The sequence below is a fragment of the Erwinia sp. E_sp_B01_1 genome, assembly GCF_036865545.1.
In the GTDB taxonomy this organism is placed as follows: domain Bacteria; phylum Pseudomonadota; class Gammaproteobacteria; order Enterobacterales; family Enterobacteriaceae; genus Erwinia.
In genome coordinates, this window is sequence record NZ_CP142208.1 from 597,539 (window position 1) to 614,343 (window position 16,805).

General features: G+C 50.3%; 21 protein-coding genes. 17 read left to right on the plus strand and 4 right to left on the minus strand.

Translation table 11 applies throughout. The features are described 5' to 3' along the window. Positions 1-455: 455 nt before the first annotated feature. On the minus strand, positions 456-1,487 hold the full coding sequence (locus VRC33_RS02800; RefSeq protein ID WP_338560638.1) for a tyrosine-type recombinase/integrase: 1,032 nt from the start codon (positions 1,485-1,487) through the stop codon (positions 456-458). Continuing rightward, complete coding sequence (locus tag VRC33_RS02805; protein ID WP_338564004.1) at positions 1,487-2,065, minus strand: phage repressor protein CI; 579 nt, start codon at positions 2,063-2,065, stop codon at positions 1,487-1,489. Before VRC33_RS02805 ends, VRC33_RS02800 begins: the two co-directional genes overlap by 1 nt. A 143-nt stretch (positions 2,066-2,208) precedes the next feature. On the opposite strand from VRC33_RS02805, the gene VRC33_RS02810 reads away from it, so the two are divergent. From VRC33_RS02810 to VRC33_RS02865, 12 genes are all read left to right on the plus strand, one after another. After that, positions 2,209-2,472: a hypothetical protein gene (locus tag VRC33_RS02810; protein WP_338560640.1), complete on the plus strand. Its 264-nt coding sequence runs from the start codon at positions 2,209-2,211 to the stop codon at positions 2,470-2,472. Between the two features lie 31 nt (positions 2,473-2,503). Beyond that, entirely contained in the window at positions 2,504-3,013 is a 510-nt protein-coding gene (locus VRC33_RS02815; RefSeq protein WP_338564006.1) for a phage regulatory CII family protein, read from the plus strand. A 4-nt stretch (positions 3,014-3,017) separates the two neighbouring features. Then, a complete protein-coding gene (locus tag VRC33_RS02820) occupies positions 3,018-3,212 on the plus strand; it encodes a phage filamentation protein Fil family protein (protein ID WP_338560642.1) in 195 nt (64 codons plus the stop codon). Then, positions 3,176-3,517 (plus strand): DUF5347 domain-containing protein, encoded by a 342-nt coding sequence (locus tag VRC33_RS02825; RefSeq protein WP_338560644.1) that lies wholly within the window; start codon positions 3,176-3,178, stop codon positions 3,515-3,517. The genes VRC33_RS02820 and VRC33_RS02825 overlap by 37 nt, the downstream gene beginning before the upstream one ends. A 67-nt stretch (positions 3,518-3,584) precedes the next feature. Next, complete coding sequence (locus tag VRC33_RS02830) at positions 3,585-3,812, plus strand: DUF2732 family protein (protein WP_338560646.1); 228 nt, start codon at positions 3,585-3,587, stop codon at positions 3,810-3,812. Then, positions 3,812-4,039 carry a TraR/DksA family transcriptional regulator gene (locus VRC33_RS02835; RefSeq protein ID WP_338560648.1) on the plus strand — a complete coding sequence of 76 codons (228 nt, stop codon included), beginning with the start codon at positions 3,812-3,814 and terminating at the stop codon, positions 4,037-4,039. Before VRC33_RS02830 ends, VRC33_RS02835 begins: the two co-directional genes overlap by 1 nt. Then, positions 4,036-4,350, plus strand: coding sequence for a DUF5405 family protein (locus tag VRC33_RS02840; protein ID WP_338560650.1), 315 nt, complete (start codon positions 4,036-4,038; stop codon positions 4,348-4,350). Before VRC33_RS02835 ends, VRC33_RS02840 begins: the two co-directional genes overlap by 4 nt. Then, positions 4,343-6,355 carry a replication endonuclease gene (locus tag VRC33_RS02845; RefSeq protein ID WP_338560652.1) on the plus strand — a complete coding sequence of 671 codons (2,013 nt, stop codon included), beginning with the start codon at positions 4,343-4,345 and terminating at the stop codon, positions 6,353-6,355. The genes VRC33_RS02840 and VRC33_RS02845 overlap by 8 nt, the downstream gene beginning before the upstream one ends. A gap of 235 nt (positions 6,356-6,590) precedes the next feature. Beyond that, a complete protein-coding gene (locus tag VRC33_RS02850) occupies positions 6,591-6,782 on the plus strand; it encodes a hypothetical protein (protein ID WP_338560654.1) in 192 nt (63 codons plus the stop codon). 277 nt (positions 6,783-7,059) lie between these two features. Then, a complete protein-coding gene (locus VRC33_RS02855; protein ID WP_338560656.1) occupies positions 7,060-8,061 on the plus strand; it encodes a hypothetical protein in 1,002 nt (333 codons plus the stop codon). A 313-nt stretch (positions 8,062-8,374) separates the two neighbouring features. Further along, positions 8,375-9,505 carry a DNA cytosine methyltransferase gene (locus VRC33_RS02860; RefSeq protein ID WP_338560658.1) on the plus strand — a complete coding sequence of 377 codons (1,131 nt, stop codon included), beginning with the start codon at positions 8,375-8,377 and terminating at the stop codon, positions 9,503-9,505. Further along, on the plus strand, positions 9,462-10,436 hold the full coding sequence (locus VRC33_RS02865; RefSeq protein WP_338560660.1) for an HNH endonuclease: 975 nt from the start codon (positions 9,462-9,464) through the stop codon (positions 10,434-10,436). The genes VRC33_RS02860 and VRC33_RS02865 overlap by 44 nt, the downstream gene beginning before the upstream one ends. Positions 10,437-10,466: 30 nt before the next feature. Here VRC33_RS02865 and VRC33_RS02870 read toward each other — a convergent pair whose 3' ends face one another. After that, positions 10,467-11,486: a phage portal protein gene (locus VRC33_RS02870; RefSeq protein ID WP_338560662.1), complete on the minus strand. Its 1,020-nt coding sequence runs from the start codon at positions 11,484-11,486 to the stop codon at positions 10,467-10,469. Then, positions 11,486-13,249 (minus strand): terminase ATPase subunit family protein, encoded by a 1,764-nt coding sequence (locus tag VRC33_RS02875; protein WP_338560664.1) that lies wholly within the window; start codon positions 13,247-13,249, stop codon positions 11,486-11,488. Before VRC33_RS02875 ends, VRC33_RS02870 begins: the two co-directional genes overlap by 1 nt. Before the next feature lie 144 nt (positions 13,250-13,393). Here VRC33_RS02875 and VRC33_RS02880 point away from each other — a divergent pair, with 144 nt between their 5' ends. From VRC33_RS02880 to VRC33_RS02900, 5 genes are all read left to right on the plus strand, one after another. Next, positions 13,394-14,242, plus strand: coding sequence for a GPO family capsid scaffolding protein (locus tag VRC33_RS02880; RefSeq protein ID WP_338560666.1), 849 nt, complete (start codon positions 13,394-13,396; stop codon positions 14,240-14,242). A 31-nt stretch (positions 14,243-14,273) separates the two neighbouring features. Continuing rightward, positions 14,274-15,377 carry a phage major capsid protein, P2 family gene (locus VRC33_RS02885; RefSeq protein ID WP_338560668.1) on the plus strand — a complete coding sequence of 368 codons (1,104 nt, stop codon included), beginning with the start codon at positions 14,274-14,276 and terminating at the stop codon, positions 15,375-15,377. Between the two features lie 3 nt (positions 15,378-15,380). Then, the gene (locus VRC33_RS02890) at positions 15,381-16,049 is read left to right on the plus strand and encodes a terminase endonuclease subunit (RefSeq protein WP_338560670.1); all 669 of its coding nucleotides are present in this window, start codon (positions 15,381-15,383) and stop codon (positions 16,047-16,049) included. An 89-nt stretch (positions 16,050-16,138) separates the two neighbouring features. Then, on the plus strand, positions 16,139-16,603 hold the full coding sequence (locus tag VRC33_RS02895; protein WP_338560672.1) for a head completion/stabilization protein: 465 nt from the start codon (positions 16,139-16,141) through the stop codon (positions 16,601-16,603). Continuing rightward, entirely contained in the window at positions 16,600-16,803 is a 204-nt protein-coding gene (locus VRC33_RS02900) for a tail protein X (protein WP_070135675.1), read from the plus strand. Before VRC33_RS02895 ends, VRC33_RS02900 begins: the two co-directional genes overlap by 4 nt. The last annotated feature ends 2 nt before the right edge of the window (positions 16,804-16,805 follow it).

Sequence of the window (16,805 nt, forward strand, 5' to 3'; positions counted from 1 at the left end):
TCTATGGGAATTGTTACTGAAGCGTCATTTCAGGGGATGTATTCAATAATTTCCTGATACGGGCACGGTTGTGAAGCTATTAAAACTAAACGATATCACCAAATTTATCCGCAATGATGGCCTTCGATTTCGGGATTTGCACTCCCTGTGTGGCAAGCTTCTTTTCCAGTTTGAGAACTTCACCTGCATCGTGAATTGCCTATATAGACTTGAACATTTTCTCAGGCGGTTTTTTGTAGGCATCAAAAAATCTGCCGCCATCTCGTTGCCTGCCAGCCTGGCGCCATTAAAAAAGCCACCCGTTCAAAGGTGGCTTAATATCCTGATTTAACAGGTAAAATTTGGTGGCCCCTACTGGACTTGAACCAGTGACCAAGCGATTATGAGAAGGTTCTGCTAATCAATAAAATCAATGATTTATTATAAAAAACAACCTGTTAGATTGTCATAAATTATCAAGTTTTATCAGGGTTATTCATTTCTATCGCCATTTTATCGCCACTCCCATCAAGTGGATTCAGCCTTAAAGCCTCTTCTAAATGGTCAGGAGCGAAGTGCGCATAGCGCATTGTCATTTTGATATCTGTATGGCCGAGTACTCGTTGCAACACGAGTATATTCCCGCCATTCATCATAAAGTGTGATGCAAAGGTATGGCGTAATACGTGGGTAAGTTGTCCTGCAGGCAGTTCGACCCCGGTCCGTTTAAGCGCAGTACGAAAGGCATTATAGCAAGGGTTGAAAAGTTTCCTTTTGCCTTTGGGTAATTGTTCATAAAGATTATGGCTAATCGGCACAGTACGATTCTTTCTGCCTTTAGTTTTAGTAAAGGTGATTTTGTACTCGGTCAACTGGCTAGGTTTTAGATCCTGTGCTTCTGACCAGCGTGCGCCTGTGGCCAAACAAATTTTTACCACGCCGCTCAGGTCTACATTATGTTCACACTCTTGCAATAACCTGGCTATTTGCTCAAGAGTGAGAAAAGCCATCTCTGATTCTTCCGTTCTGAACGGACGCATATTTCTAAGCGGATTTTCGCCTTTCCATTCACCCAGGCGGTTTAGCTCATTAAAAACTGCTCGAAAATATGATAATTCAAGATTCAGGGTACGAGGTGAAACCTCTTTAACTCTGTTTGAACGTGCATAATCACCTTTAAGCCTTTTCTCTCTGTAACGTGAGAACATCTGAGCATCGAAATCCCTCGCAAGTGGTTCTCCCATACATTCAAAAGCATGGTGCATTGCGCCCTGACGTCGCAGGCCATCCTTAAGAGTTATGCCGTGGGCGCTATACCAGGCATCAGCAAGGTCTTTAAGGGTCCTACGGTCTTCTTTTTCTTCCGACCAGGGCGTTTGGATCATGTGTTGCTCATAGGCCAGAGCTTCACCCTTCGTCGCAAACTTCTTCCTGATGCGCTTTCCGCCTGCACCATTAGGGTATAGCTCACTAAGCCAGCCGCCCGCAGGCAGCTTACGGATCGACATTAGTTAACCTCGTTATAAATTCCCACTACCCGGCCAAGCATACTTATCTCATCAACAGTACATTCAAACGGGACCTTACCTCCGGCAACATGAAGGCGTTTGCCCGGAAGCACGGTTAGCTCTCTGATGCTTACAGCGTCATCAATTTTGATAAGCCATGTGCCGTCTGATAAAGAGGCACTTTTTTCAATTATGTAGGCGTCTGAACCATCGCGTACACACTGTGCGTTAGCGGGTTTTTTAGTAAAGAAATTACCGCTCATGCTCAAAACACCCATTTCTGAAAGTTTACCTTCACTTAATGTGAATGAGTGAATTTCAATTTGGTTTTCTCTCGCAGGCACGGTTCCCACTTTAGGATCGCCTTGTCCTGTCATTAGCCAGCGTATGTCTGCGCCCGTTTCCAGTGAGCAATGCACGGCAAAGTCATAGGACATATTGCCTCGCTTGTAGCGGTTTTGCAGGGTACTGGCTGCGATACCAAAATGGTTAGCTAACTGGCTTTTCTGTGAAAATCCGTAAACGGTACAGATACGATCCAGCAGTTTTTCATTGTCGAAATTGGTTTCATCTAACATTTTATGGTGACCATTTTTGGTTTGATATGTTGATTGCAACCAATATTGGTGGTAGATTGCCAATATTGAGTGAGCATCAATGACAATGCCTGATAAACCTTGAGCATTGATGACAATGTTAAACAAAATGGGAATGATGCTTTATGGCTAACGAAATTACAATTATCAAAATCCCTTCTGAAGTTGTTTATCCCAAAGAGTTTGCACTGCTTGAGCGCGTTTCAATGGCAACTGTCTACCGTTGGACGACTGGCAACAGCCCGCGCTTACCCATCGAAAGACGTGTGATCCGTCCTGGATGTCAACGTGCTGGCGGTAAGGTTCGTATCCTGTACTTACAGTGGAAAGAAGCACAGGTGCGTAAAGCCTTAGGACATTCCCGTTTTCAAATCATCGTGGGTGCTTAGTTCACTTTAAGTGAATAGGGAAAATATGGATATGTTTGATTTTCGGGTTTCCACACACAAACACTTCGATGAAGCCTGCCGCCGTTTCGCGCTAGCTCACAACATGGCTGAACTGGCAAAGAGCGCTGATATGCGTGTGCAAACTTTGCGAAATAAACTGAACCCAGAGCAGCTACATCAGCTAACAATCACGGAAATTTTGCTGCTGACTGACATTACAGAAGATGCGACTTTGATCGATGGCATGTTGGCCCAGCTGCAGTGCTTGCCGTGCGTGCCGGTAAATGAAGTAGCTAACGAAAAGTTGCCAGTTTATGTCATGAAGGCAACTGCAGAAGTAGGACAACTCGCGGCCAGTGCGATCTCTGCTGAGACTTTTTCTAATAGCTGCAAGCGTAGCCTGATGCAGAACGCAAATACCGGCATTCGTTGCCTTACCCTTGCCGCTCTCACAGTTCAGGCTCGTATCCACGCCAACCCTGCAATGGCTTCTACGGTAGATGCGATTAGCGGTATCGGCGCAACTATTGGGCTGAGCTGAAAACATGACGGCAATCTCAATGGCTTCTCTGCTTAAACGTCAAAGCCCATCAGCGTCATATGGTCACGGCTGGATCATGGGTGAGGGTGGTAAGCGCTGGCATCCTGTACTGAGTGAAAATAAATCTGCTTTTAACGATCAAGAAAGTAAGAGAGGTAAAACATGGCTATTGAAGCTGACTCCGCACTGGTTGCAATGAGTATGGGTGCCAGAGCTGCCGGGCTGAATCATGTAGCTGAGGTTCGTTCCAGATTTTGGGGTGACAACAGCGAAAAAGATATTTCCCGCTTTTTGGATGATATGCGTGATGTAAGGGACATTAATTATCAGGAAAACAAACGGGCGTTAAGTGCAATTTTTTATCTGGCTCACATTAAAACAGAACGCCACGAGCTTGATTTCAATGAGCTGACTACTGATGAAAGAAACGCGCTTGTCCGTGCTATGAACCATTTTCGTGCAGTCGTGAGTTTATTTCCCAAACGATTAACTCTACCTAATTAAATAACCCCTTCAGTAAATGACGTTAACCCGTCGGGCATCCCTTTGCCCGAGTTCAGGAAAAAGAGAAATGAGAAATATCGAAACCCGTAATTTTGACAGTGAAACAGAAGCCCTGACCGCGCTGCTAAACAAGGCCCGTATTGAAGAACGTAAAGACCGCGCGCTGGCCGTTTCCGATCGTCTGATTGAGCTGGCCGTACATATTCATCAGCAGGATATGAACGGTACCGAGGCCGCCGAACTTATCCGCCGTGAAGCTGAGCGTTACACCAATGAATCGCAGGAGCTGCACTAATGGCCGATTCAATGGACCTGGTACAGCAGCGCACCGAAGAAATGCTTGCACGCAACATTGCTCAGGTCACTCACCGTCTGGTTACGGTCAGTGCCTCTTTCTGTGAAGACTGCGACGCACCGATCCCTGAAGCGCGCCGCCGTGCCGTTCAGGGCGTTACCCGTTGTGTTGCGTGTCAGCAAATGGCGGAGCGTTTAGAGCAGTATCACAAAGGTGGTTCGGAATGAGTCTGAAGCAGGTTATTGATGGCCGTTACGCCATTTCGGTGCAGCAGCAAAAACAGCCGGGCAAGCCCCGGCTTATTGCCCTGGAAAAATCCGCCTGGCGCGATGTGGATGGTGTTCGCAAACAGGTTTTTGACGTCATGGCCCTGTATGACAATGAGGTGATGCTGACCCGTGATCTGGTCTCTGACGCTATTGGGCATGAAGTGCTGCGTAAGGGCATGAAGACCATCAGCAGCTATGTCGCAGAAACCCGCAGGCTGGCAGAGCTGACAGAGCTGGCGCTTGCCGGTTTAAAAGGCACACATGACTGATACCGTGCTGAATCCAATGCAGGGTGAATATCACGCCGTTAACCATATGCGGCGTGAGTTTTTTGCGTCCGGCGCGCCGAAAGATATCACCCTGACCGAGCTGAAGCTGTGGCACAAAGATGCCGCAGACCATAACTGGCGCAGCCAATACCTGCACGACATGCCGGATTTTCTGGCTGGTTATTTTGGTGAACGCTATGCCAGACTGCTGGGAAATGAAAAGCAGGGTCGCCGTCGGGCCAATACATTTTTACGCCAGACTATTGGCAAAAGTGTATTGCCACGCCTGCAACTGGTTCAGGAGCGATACAAGCTCTCTGAATCCGCCACATTTGAACTGCCATTTGTTAAGCAACTGCAACGCCTCCCCATGCTGGCTCGTCAGGATATCCGCGATCTGGCATATAAAGTTGGCATGTTTATGGCTCAAAACGTGGCTGATTTTACCTCTGCTGTAACCCTTCCCGATGATGCTGATGAAGAAGTCATTACCCTGACAGCCTACCGCTATATTGCTCAACTCACCGCGCTGACGGGTACTGTTCCGCCTTACTGGTCTGAATTTCAGGCGGGTAAGGGTGTGCTTGCTCTGCGTAAAGCGCAGTCAGGGCTCTTGCGTATGATGGCCCCGGAGTGGTGGCGGGGTCGCCTTAAAAAGATGCGTGATTTACAGCGTGAGCACATGGCAATAGCAGTGGGGCAGGTGCAGAAATCCGCCTCTCCCTATGTATCGCGCAGTACCCTGGCCGAATGGATAGAGCAGAAGAAACGCAACCGGGATTTCTTTAAGCGCTTCGATTTGATCAACAAAGAAGGGGATCGCATTGCGCTGGATGAAATGGTTAACCGCAGCGTCGCTAACCCGGCGATACGCCGTCGTGAACTTATGACGCGTATGCGTGGCTTTGAGGATGTTGCGAATGAAACTGGTTGCGTGGGCGAGTTCTATACGCTGACTGCACCATCAAAATATCATGCGGTTTACAGTCAGGGCGGTTTTATCTCTCAGTGGAACGGATCAAGCCCGAAAGACACGCAGCGTTACCTGTGTAATGTCTGGTCAAAAATCCGCGCGGCACTTTCGCGTGAAGGCATTCACCTGTTCGGTTTTCGTGTAGTGGAGCCGCATCATGATGGTACTCCGCACTGGCACATGCTGCTGTTTATGGAGCCTGAACATAAACAACGCGTGTACGACATTATGGCCCGCTATGCGCGTGCAGAAGATGCGCACGAGATGACTACCCCTGAAGCACGTAAGGCACGTTTTCATGCTGAAGCTATTGACCCGACAAAGGGCAGCGCCACGGGCTATATCGCTAAATACATCTCAAAGAACATTGACGGTTACGCGATGGACGGCGAGAAAGACGATGAAACCGGTGCAAACATGCGTGATATGGCGAAAGCCGTTTCAGCCTGGGCGTCGCGCTGGTCTATACGCCAGTTTCAGCAAATCGGCGGTGCGCCGGTCACGGTGTGGCGTGAATTGCGTCGCCTCAAAGATGCCAGTCTGCCTGACAGCAAGATGGATGCCGTGCTGGCGTCCGCCTCTGTCGCAAGCTGCTGGGCTTCTTACACTATGGCGCAGGGAGGCCCGCTGGTTGCGCGTGACGATTTAGTGATACGCCTTTGCTATGAAATCACCGAAATGGGGAATGAATATGCGGAAGACGTACAGCGTGTTAACGGTATCTACTCGCCATTCATTGCCGGTTCAGAAGTTCTCACGCGTCTGGTCAAGTGGGAAAAGGTCGCCAAACTGGCCGATGCGCCAGCGGAGGCTGCTTTTCATGGCGGCTCTGCCGCCCCTTGGAGTTCTGTCAATAACTGTACGGGGCTACAGCGCCGACGATTAGAGCTGGAACTTAAAACGAGAGGTTTTGAGGGGAGTGAAGATGAAATCAGGCTGCTCGTAAGTGGCCGTAGCCTGGATGCAGGAGCAAAAATGCGACTTTTTTACCGGAGTGGACGATTGCAGGAGGATGACTATTGGCAGCAGTAGTTTTGACACTCTTGATAAAGTGATTACTTCTCCTAGCAGAGGGGGCTTGGAATCAATTTAACTTCGGCTATCCAGCAAAAATCGGCAACCAAAAATTTATAAACTGTTGGTCCATAACATCTTTAATGAAATGATTTTGCCAGATTAATCCTATGAAAAAGTAAAAAGTGGTTCACAATTTGTCAGAAAAATTATACTGTATTTATGTACAGTATTTAGCGTTGGGGAGGGTAAAATGGCGGATGAATTACAAGAACGGGTAATGATTGAGCGTGTAGAGTTGATAGCTCGGCTGACTACGGAGGGCGTCTGTAAAGAGCGGGACAGAGAGATTGCATTAAACCTGATTGCCGAGATCGCAGCTAACAATACGCTTTCAGATAGAAATTTTTCGGTCGCTTTTTCGACCGTTCCTTGTCAAAAATAGCTTTAGGTAACTGTCAGCAAAACAGGTAAGCAGCCATGCATGCATAAGGTGCATGGTTTTGCATGCATTGATCCCGTCGGTGGATCCCTTTGAAGGCCTGAGCTGGCGTGGTTCCAGCTGGGTCATGCAACTGCATTAAAAGTGATGCACAAAGCGGGCAGGCGTGGCGGGGATAGCATTGCGCGCAACGTAAAGAAACATAATATTTGTAGAGCTATTGCTTAATGTTCAGAATTGTTTAAGAATATTCTTAAGTCACCCTACAGGTATTAATACAATGAGCATAGTTATCGACAACTCTGGCGAATCGGATAATGAAAATGGTGGATTAACAAATTCCCGAGATATAAATAGTAGCCTTCAAATTTATCAGCAAATGTATCAACATATCACTGGTCGTAGTGAAAACATGAAGCAGATTTGCTCAGATAACCTCCTAATCGATATGCAGGAAATTAAGCAGCTTCATTTTAAAATAAACCAACTTCGCAATATTCATAATATTATTGCTCAAAACGAAACAGTTACTGTTTTTCATGCCAAAGAAAGGAAGGAGCAATTTACCTCTTTCGAAAAATTTGAGATTTATAACAGCAGTACTACCAGTCCGACCTTAAATGTTATTTTAAAATATAATTTTGCAATCTTACCTACTGGACGTGTTACGCCAAATCAATACACAGTAACTCTAAAAATTAACTCAAGAATAGCATGGCAAAAGCAAATGGAGGAAGATGCCCCACCATTTATGAGAGGGAGATTCATATCCTTCATGCTTGCAGATGCAGCAGAAATAGATGTAGAGTACGCCGACTATGTCGTTGCTCGTACTTTCATTGAAGCCTTTAAAGAATGGACTGAGGGTTGCTCAAGGGCCTCTAACTCATTTAATTTAATGAATAAGTTGCAGTTTATTTCTCATTACATACCATCTTTTTTTAAGTTTATATTTTCTTTGTCAATAGTTTTACTGGCTATGAATTCCGTTGAACTTTTTGTTAATGAAAGCGCATCACCAGAAAAAATTGCAAAATTTTCAATTATTTTCTTTTCATGCTTTTTTATTTTCTCCTCAGTTGCAAGGTTTCTTGGTTCAAATATTGAGGGCGTAATTGATAGGTATGTTCCTCTTTCATATTTAAAACTTAATAAAGGCGATGAGAGATTAATTGAAGAATACGTTAAGAAGAAAAAGAGAAATTATTGTAAAATGGCATTTAATTTAATTCTGACGTTAGGTCTTGGTATTTTTTCTTCTAAGTTGGCTGATTTGATTTGATACGATGGTTGTGTAAACCATTGCATTTGGTTAAGGTGATAGGTTGTTTTTTACTAATATTATTTTATTGATATCTGAATAAAAAATAAATTCTTATATGGTTTTTTTCGGAAAAATCAATCTAACTTGTTGATATGAATAGTATTTACTACGATGGCTCAGATGGGATTATGGCTTTTTTAACTTATTGCTAATACATTCACTGTATTGATATGGATTGCTACTTTCGCACGTCAAGACTTGCATGTGAATTCATACAGCATTAGGCTTGTAACTGATACATTCATGAGTGCTAACAGCTGAGCTTCCCGCAATGATAAAAAGCAAAAAAATCAAAGTAATAGATCTATTCTGTGGTGCGGGAGGCTTATCGACGGGCTTTTTCAAAGGACAGGCTGGAGATGTTTTCGAAGGTATCTTAGCGATTGATAATGATTCTGCCGCTATAAAGACCTATAACGCCAACTTTGGTGATCATGGCATTGCTGTCAACATTGAAGAGTGGCTCACTGAGCATGAAGTTCCTGCTGCTGATGTAGTGATCGGCGGGCCGCCTTGCCAGGGATTTAGTTTGTTAAACAAAAACCGTACCGGAGATATTCGTAGAGCGCTTTGGGAACCCTACATGGATTTTATAGAAAAATCTGGCGCTTCGATCTTTGTTATGGAAAACGTTCCAGGCCTGCTTACTAGCGAAGAATTCATTAGTATCAATGAGAGAGCTGAGCAACTTGGCTTTATTCTGCTTAACCCTAAAGTGCTTAACACAGCTGATTATGGCGTCCCCCAAACGCGAAAACGAACCATCGCTATTGGCGTTAAAAAAAGCAATTTCGTCGTTGAAAACTTACCTGAGTTTCCTCCGCATCCAACTCATAAGGCGCCCGAAAAGGGTGGTGATTTACCAGCCTGGCTAACTGTTAAAGATTTCATCTCAGATTTGCCTGAACCTGTTGGGACAGAAATCAGGGACGAGCTGCCTCCTCTAAATTTACATTTTGGCAGAAATCCTACGGCGCTATCGCTTGAGCGTTATAAGGTTGTGCCTTTAGGAGGGAACCGGTTTGACTTACAAAAGGCCAGACCGGATATAACCCCCGCATGTTGGATCAAGAAAACTTCCGGTGGTACGGATCTGTTTGGCCGCTTATGGTGGCATCGCCCTTCAGTTACTATCAGAACTGAATTTTTCAAGCCGGAGAAAGGACGTTATCTTCATCCTGACCAGCATCGGCCTATAACTCATCGTGAGGCTGCCCGGCTTATGAGCTTCCCTGATGATTTTATTTTCTTGGGGACTAAAACTGAAATTGCTCGGCAGATTGGTAATGCCGTGCCGCCGAAGCTTGCAGAACATATCGCCCTCTTTGTAAAACACTTAATGGATTTAAGAGCTAACAATGGCCAGAAGAGCAAAACGGAAAGATCCAGAACAGCTGCGTAAAGAGTTGCTACAACTTATTGAAGCCTTCGAGAGTAAGTTGAAAGAGGGGGCACTAAGGGAGCAGGTCCTTGCTCTCGTGCCCGCGAACCATACCTTAAGAGATTTAGGTGGATCTTTAATTCGGGATGAAGAAGTTAATTCAGCCAGAGACAGAATTCTTGCTTATTTATTGCGCTATTCAAGAATCTTAATTCATGGTGATGAATTAATGGTTGTCGCTGGAATTAGTGAATATGCACGCAGGATTCGTGAACTGCGTGTGCAGTTTGGGTGGCAAATTTTAAGCGGTGCTGTACTTAAAGATATGGCTGAGGAAGGGGATATTAAGCTTGATGAGATCAAGGCTGTCTCATTAAATTCATTAAAAACTGATACTTATGTTTTGATGGCTATTGAAGAGGATAGGGACGCAGCTCATCGCTGGAATCTTGCAAACGAAATCCGCAAGAAAAAAGTGGGCATGAAAGAAAAAATTATTGAATATTTCAGGAAAAATGTCGGTAAAGTGGTGACTGGCGAAGAGATTGCATACTTAGCTAATGGCAATAGTGAATGGGCTCGTCGCTGCAGAGAATTAAGGACAGAAGAAGGTTGGCCTATTGCAACTAAAAGCTCTGGAAGACCTGATTTGCCGGTAGGCGCCTACATATTAGAAGAAGATAAGCAGGCTGAGCCTCATGACAGAAAAATCCCTGATAAAGTTAGAATCGATGTTCTGGACAGAGACAACCATTGCTGCAAAATGTGCAATTGGAGTTATCAGGACGTCAGGCCTCACGATCGCCGACATCTCTTAGAACTTCACCATATCAAGCATCATGCTAAAGGTGGTGAAAATACGGCAGAGAACCTCATCACACTGTGCAACGTCTGTCATGATGATGTGCATAAAAGAGAACCATCTGCAGAAGAATTATTAAAATTAATTTAATTTTTCATGATGGCCGCTTTTAAGAGGTCATCATAATTCGTATTTGCTGAAATTTATCACCTCTTCCCCCATCCAGTCGTTAATCTCCTTCAAGCGCTCCTGTAGAGGTGTCAGTTCATTACGTACAAACACCTGTGACGCTTTCACCGCATCCCCGAACCCGCCGGAGTTGTCCGGAATAATTCCCATCATTTGCGGCGGCACGCGGTGTGCGCTTAACAGGTCGTCGCGGCTCGCCTTTTTAATGTTAAAGAAATCATCTTTCGTTGCCACCTCGCTGAGCGGCAAAATCTTGATGCCGTCCGGCTTACCGTTGGGCGCGTACATAAACAGGTTACGAAAGTTGCCCAGGCCCTTCGTGTCGCGCATCGCCTGACGCATGCGGTCAACGTCGCTGGAACTCTGCGCCGCGTCGGTCATATACAGGATGTAACCGGCGTGCGCCCCATTCTGGTAATACTTGCGGCGAAACAGCGTGGCCGCCTCGTTCAGCCAGGCGGAGTTAAGCGCGCTGAGGTATTCCGGCAGGCCGTACAGCTCCTGATTAATGTCGGGCTCAATCAAATGAAACACGCTGCCGGCTGCAAACTGGTGCGGCTCCTTCCAGTCATTGATAAACCAGTATTCACCGTCTTTAACCCCCTTGCGGGTAAACTTTGCCGGGGTGGTTTCCAGTCTGAACGGCTTGCCCAGACTGTTGCGGCGCAGTTCGGCAAACGCATTGCCAAAAACCAGATAATCCAGTGCAAACTTGCTGAACTCCTGCTGGCTCATCATCGGGTGCGGGATAAAGGTTGAGGCCAGAATGTTGCGCTTAACGTAAATCGGCGAACTGTGATGCACCGCCGAGCGCAGGCTTTTCGCCAGCCCGTGAAAGCTGACCGGCGGCTCATACCAGCGACCGTTACCGATGCATTCGGCATAATCCAGAATGTCGCGCTTATCCATCACTGGCGTCGGATCGCCGAAAGTGAACGCCTCAACCTGCTGAGGTGCAGCCGGTACGGTCTGGGGCTGTGCTTTAAATGCCTTACGGCTGCGTTTGTTCATCAGTAAAATTCCAGAATTGAAGGGTTAGCGCCGCCGCTGGCTGCGGTAAGCGGTTCGTTTAACAGTGCGTGCATGATTGCCCAGGCAACATCGGCGTGGCTGGCGTCCTCGCTGCGGCTCGCCTCGTAGGTTGAGCGGTTACCGCTGGCGGTCATGGTTTTGCGGATAGCCATAAATGACTGCGTGATATCCGTGCTTCCGGCGTCATACTCAAGCCGCCCGCTGCCGATGGTGTCTTTTGCCTTCAGGACCATCCCGGTTTTCACTTCCGGCGAGTAACGGATCTCCCGTGCTGCCGGGTAGAACTGGCGTACCAGCTGAAAAACGCCCTGGCCGATGCCGGTTGCATCCACGCCGATATATTCCACGCAGTATTTTTTCGTTAAGTCCTCAATGGATTTCGCCTGTGCGGCAAAGTCCATGCCCCGCCACTGGTGATGCTCCAGCACGCGGAACTTGCCGCCCGCAACCAGCGGCGGCGCAATCACGGCGCAGCCCGCACTGTCGCCGGTGTGCGACGGGTCATAGCCAATCCATACCGGGCGGTAATCAAACGGGCGCAACGCGTAGGGGTTAAAGTCCGTCCATTCTTCCAGACTGTCGATCATGCAGGTCTGCAGCTCGGCGAACGGAAACACGCTGGCTTCATCGTCGACAAACTCACACATCAGCAGGTTCTGGTATTCCGACGGGCTGTATTCCAGCGACAGCTGATCCAGGTCAAACAGGTTACAGCCGCCGGTCAGCGCATCCTCAACAGTGACAATCTGCCGCCACTGGCCGTCACCGCACAACGCGCCTTTTGCCAGATGCGAGTGTGACAAATCCAGCTCAATGCGGTCGACCTTACTGCGGCGTCCCTTATTGAACAGCTCGCCCGACCAGAACGGATAGGCGCTGTGCGAGAGGCTCGACGGCGTGGAGAAATAGGTGGTACGCCATTTCTTGTGCAGTGACATACCGCTGGCGACCTTGCGCAGCTCCTGGAATTTCGGGATCCAGAAATATTCATCCAGATACAGGTTGCCGGTGTAGCTCTGCGCGGTGCGCACGTTGGTTCCCAGAAAAATCAGGCGTGCGCCGTTCGGCAGCACAATCGGATCGCCTTTCAGGTCAACGTCAACCTGCCGGGCAAAGTCGATGATGTAGTTTTTGAAGACGTGCGCCTGGGCCTTACTGGCCGATAAAAATATCTGGTTGCGCCCGGTGGTCAGCGCATCAATCAGTGCTTCGCGGGCAAAGTAGAACGTCGCGCCAATCTGGCGGGACTTCAGAATATTGCGGATGCGGTGCGTCAGCCCGGCCTTGTGCCAGTTGAGCTGGTATTCAAAGCAGTTATCCATAAACAGGCCGGTCAGCCTGTCGGTCTGTTCCTCGCTGAAGACGTTTTTAATCATCGGCTGGCGCTCGCCCTTGTTGCGGTTGCGCACGTTGGGGTTTAAATCCGCCTCGTTACCCGAACTGCGGTAGCGCTCCACGCGGGCCAGGCGTTCTATCTGACGGCCCAGCGCGTCTATCTCCTTGTAATCCCCGTTGCCTTTCACCTCTTTCATGATGAGCTGGATTAACCGCGCCTCCATGCTGGCCTCAACGCGACTGATGGGCGCAATGTCTTCCCACGCATCGCGGAGCTTCCAGCTCTGCACGGTCGGTGTTTTCTGGTTAAGCGTCTCCGCAATCTGGCGCACGGAGTAACCCTGCCAGTAAAGCAGTGCAGCCTGACGGCGCGGATCGCTGATGGTGGTGGTCGGTGTCATATTCATGCCAACAAGGCTACCGGGGCGCAAATGGCCGCGCCTGCTGTCCCTGTTTGCTGATGGCTGAGCGGGCTGGCTTTCGTTGAGCGGACAGGCCGGGGCGGTGAAACTGGCCCCGACCTGAACCAACTCACTGACCGGAGCCTGTTAATGGCAACACTTAAAGCAAAGCGTTTTCGTATCGCAACTGAAGGCGCAACCACTGACGGCCGCACGATTTCCCGTGACTGGATTTCACAGATGGCCGCGAACTATGACCCGGCGATGTACGGTGCCCGCATCAATATGGAGCACATCAAGGGTTACACCCCTGACAGCCCGTTCCGCCGTTATGGCGACGTTACCGCCCTGAGCGCGGAAGAAATCGCTGACGGCCCGCTGAAAGGCAAGCTGGCGCTGTACGCTGACATCAGCCCGACCCCGGAGCTGGTCGAACTGACCAAAGCCCGCCAGAAAATCTACACCTCCATTGAGGTGCGCCCGGAGTTTGCCGACACCGGCGAGGCGTACCTGATTGGCCTGGCGATTACCGACGACCCGGCGAGCCTCGGTACGGAAATTCTTAGCTTCAGCGCCAGGGCGTCAGCGAACCCGCTGGCCTCCCGCAAGCAGCATAAAGACAACCTGTTTACCGCCGCCGAAGAAACGCTGATTGAGTTTACCGAGGAAGCCGATCCGGCCCCGTCCGTACTGAACTACGTCACCGGCCTTTTTTCCCGCAAAAAGAAAACCGATAACGAACTTTTTGCCGACATGGGCGCAGCCGTGACCGCCGTTGCCGAGCAGGTGCAGCAGAACAGCGACGAGCAGACGCAAAAGCTGTCGGCGCTGGAGCTGGCCCTGACTGAGCGACTCGACGCGCTGGAGCTGCAGGCCGGTGAAGACCGTTCCGCCTTTACTGCGCTTGAGTCGCAGCTGGGTAAAACCGACGGCGGCTTTTACCGCCGCCCGGCCTCAACCGGCGGCGATAACAAGGCCAGCGTGCAGACCGACTGCTGATTAAAACATTTAACCGTATACAGGAGCGCAAATGCGCCAGAACACCCGCTTTAAATTTAACGCTTTCATGACCCGCCTGGCCGAGCTGAACAACGTCGAAACCGGCGACATGAATAAGAAATTCACCGTTGAGCCCTCGGTGACGCAGACGCTGATGAACCGCGTGCAAGAATCTTCTGATTTCCTGACCCGCATCAACATCGTGCCGGTGTCCGAGATGAAGGGCGAAAAAATCGGCGTTGGCGTGTCCGGTTCGATTGCCAGCACCACCGACACGGCGGGCGGCGACGAGCGCGAAACCGCTGATTTTGCCGCGCTGGACAGTGAAGGCTATGAGTGTGTGCAGGTTAACTACGATTTCCACATTCGCTACAACACGCTCGACCTGTGGGCGCGCTATGAAGATTTTCAGGCCCGCCTGCGTGACGCCATTATCAAGCGCCAGAGCCTTGACCGCATCATGATCGGTTTTAATGGTGTGTCCCGTGCCAAAACCTCTAACCGCGCCAAAAATCCGATGCTGCAGGACGTGGCCGTGGGCTGGCTGCAGAAGTACCGCAACAACGCGCCGGAACGCGTAATGAATACCACCACGCACGAAGACGGCACGGTAACCGACGGCGTGCTGGTCGGGAAAGGCCGCACCTGGGTAAACCTTGACGCGCTGGTGATGGATGCGACCAATCAGCTGATCGAGCCGTGGTATCAGGAAGATCCGGAACTGGTCGTTGTCTGCGGTCGCCAGCTGCTGGCCGACAAGTATTTCCCGCTGGTTAACCAGACGCAGGCCAACACCGAAGCGCTGGCGGGCGATCTGATTGTCAGCCAGAAACGTATCGGCAACCTGCCAGCGGTGCGCGTGCCGTATTTCCCGGCGGATGCGCTGCTGATCACCCGTCTGGATAACCTGTCAATTTACTTCCAGGAAGGCACGCACCGTCGCCTGATTGACGAAGTGGCGAAGCGTGACCGCATCGAAAACTACGAATCCATTAACGAGGATTACGTGGTTGAGGATTACGCCGCCGGTTGCCTGGTCGAAAAAATCACCCTGTCGGATCTGCCGGAAGAAAAGAAAGCGACAGCCCCGGCGGACGCTGAAGCGGAAACGGAAACGGAAACCCCGGAGGCATAACGCATGTTAAGTCCTGCCCGACGTCACCTTATGCGCCAGCAGGCGGTTGCCGCCTCGCAGCAGGCCAGTAACCCGCTGCGCCACGCGAACGGCTATGAGCTGATGCTGCTGAAGCTTAACGACGACAAGCGCCGCCTGAAGAAAGTGCGCTCGAAAGAGCGTAAGGCAGAACTCAAGCGCGACATGCTGCCGGAGTATCTGCCGTGGGTGGCGGGCGTGCTCGCTAAAGGAAAAGGCGCACAGGATGCCGTGCTGATGACCGTCATGATCTGGCGGCTGGATGCGGGCGACGTGCCGGGCGCGCTGGAGATTGCCCGGTACGCGCTGGCGCACGGTCTGGTGCCGCCGTCCGGCTTCAAGCGCGACGCAACGGGCTATCTGCTGGCTGAAGAAGTTGCTGAAGCCGCGACCCGCGCCTGGACGCTGAAAGCGCCCGTTGATACCGGGCCGCTGCTGGCGACGATTGAGCTGACGAAATCCGAAGACATGCCCGATCAGGTGCGCGCCAAGCTGCACAAAATTACCGGGTACGTTCTTCGCGATGCGGGCAGGACTCTGGATGCGATGGAGCATTTAACGAGGGCGTTGCAGCTGCACGAGGGCTGCGGCGTCAAAAAAGACATTGAGCGGCTGGCAACTGAACTGAAAAAGCAGGCCATTGCCCGCCGCTGACCGAACGCGCCCCGCGCCGGGCGGCAGAGCTGCAACGCATTTTTAATGCCTGCGCGGCTCTCCACCGCCCACCTATTTTAAGGCCGACTATGAACATGCTTGTGATACCCGCCCCGCGACCGGCAGATGCTGCCGAGCCGCCGGTAAAGAACACCTTTTTCTGGCCTGATGTGGATTTGCAGCAGCTGCGCGACACGCTGCGTTATGAGGGTACCGTGACCGCGCAGCGCCTGCGCCTTGCGGTGAAAACGGCGATTTCAGAAGTGAACGCCGAGCTGTACGACTGGCGGGCCGAGCAGATGGCGGCGGGCTTTAAAGCCCTGCCTGACGTCCCGGCGGAAAGCTTTGACGGCGAAAGTGAAAAGGTTGCGCACTACTTCGCCGCCGTTTCGGCCATTACCGCCGCAACTATCGTCGAGCGCTATCGCGGCTATGACGCCAGCGGCAAGAAAGGGGCTGAAGTTGAGGCGAGCGCGGATGAATACTGGCGCGACGCCCGTTTCAGTATCAGCCGCATTGCCGGGCGTTCCGGCTGCATTGTGAGCCTGCTGTGATTATTTACGCGCAGCAGGGCGACACCGTGGATCAGATTTGCTGGCGCTGGTACGGGCGCACGCAGCAGGCCGTCGAACTGGTCTATGCCGCCAATCCGGGGCTGGCTGAAAGCGGGCCGGTACTGATGCACGGCTGCGAGGTGACGCTGCCGGATCTGCCCGCCACGTCTGCGGATGAAACCGTCAACCTGTGGGACTGAAA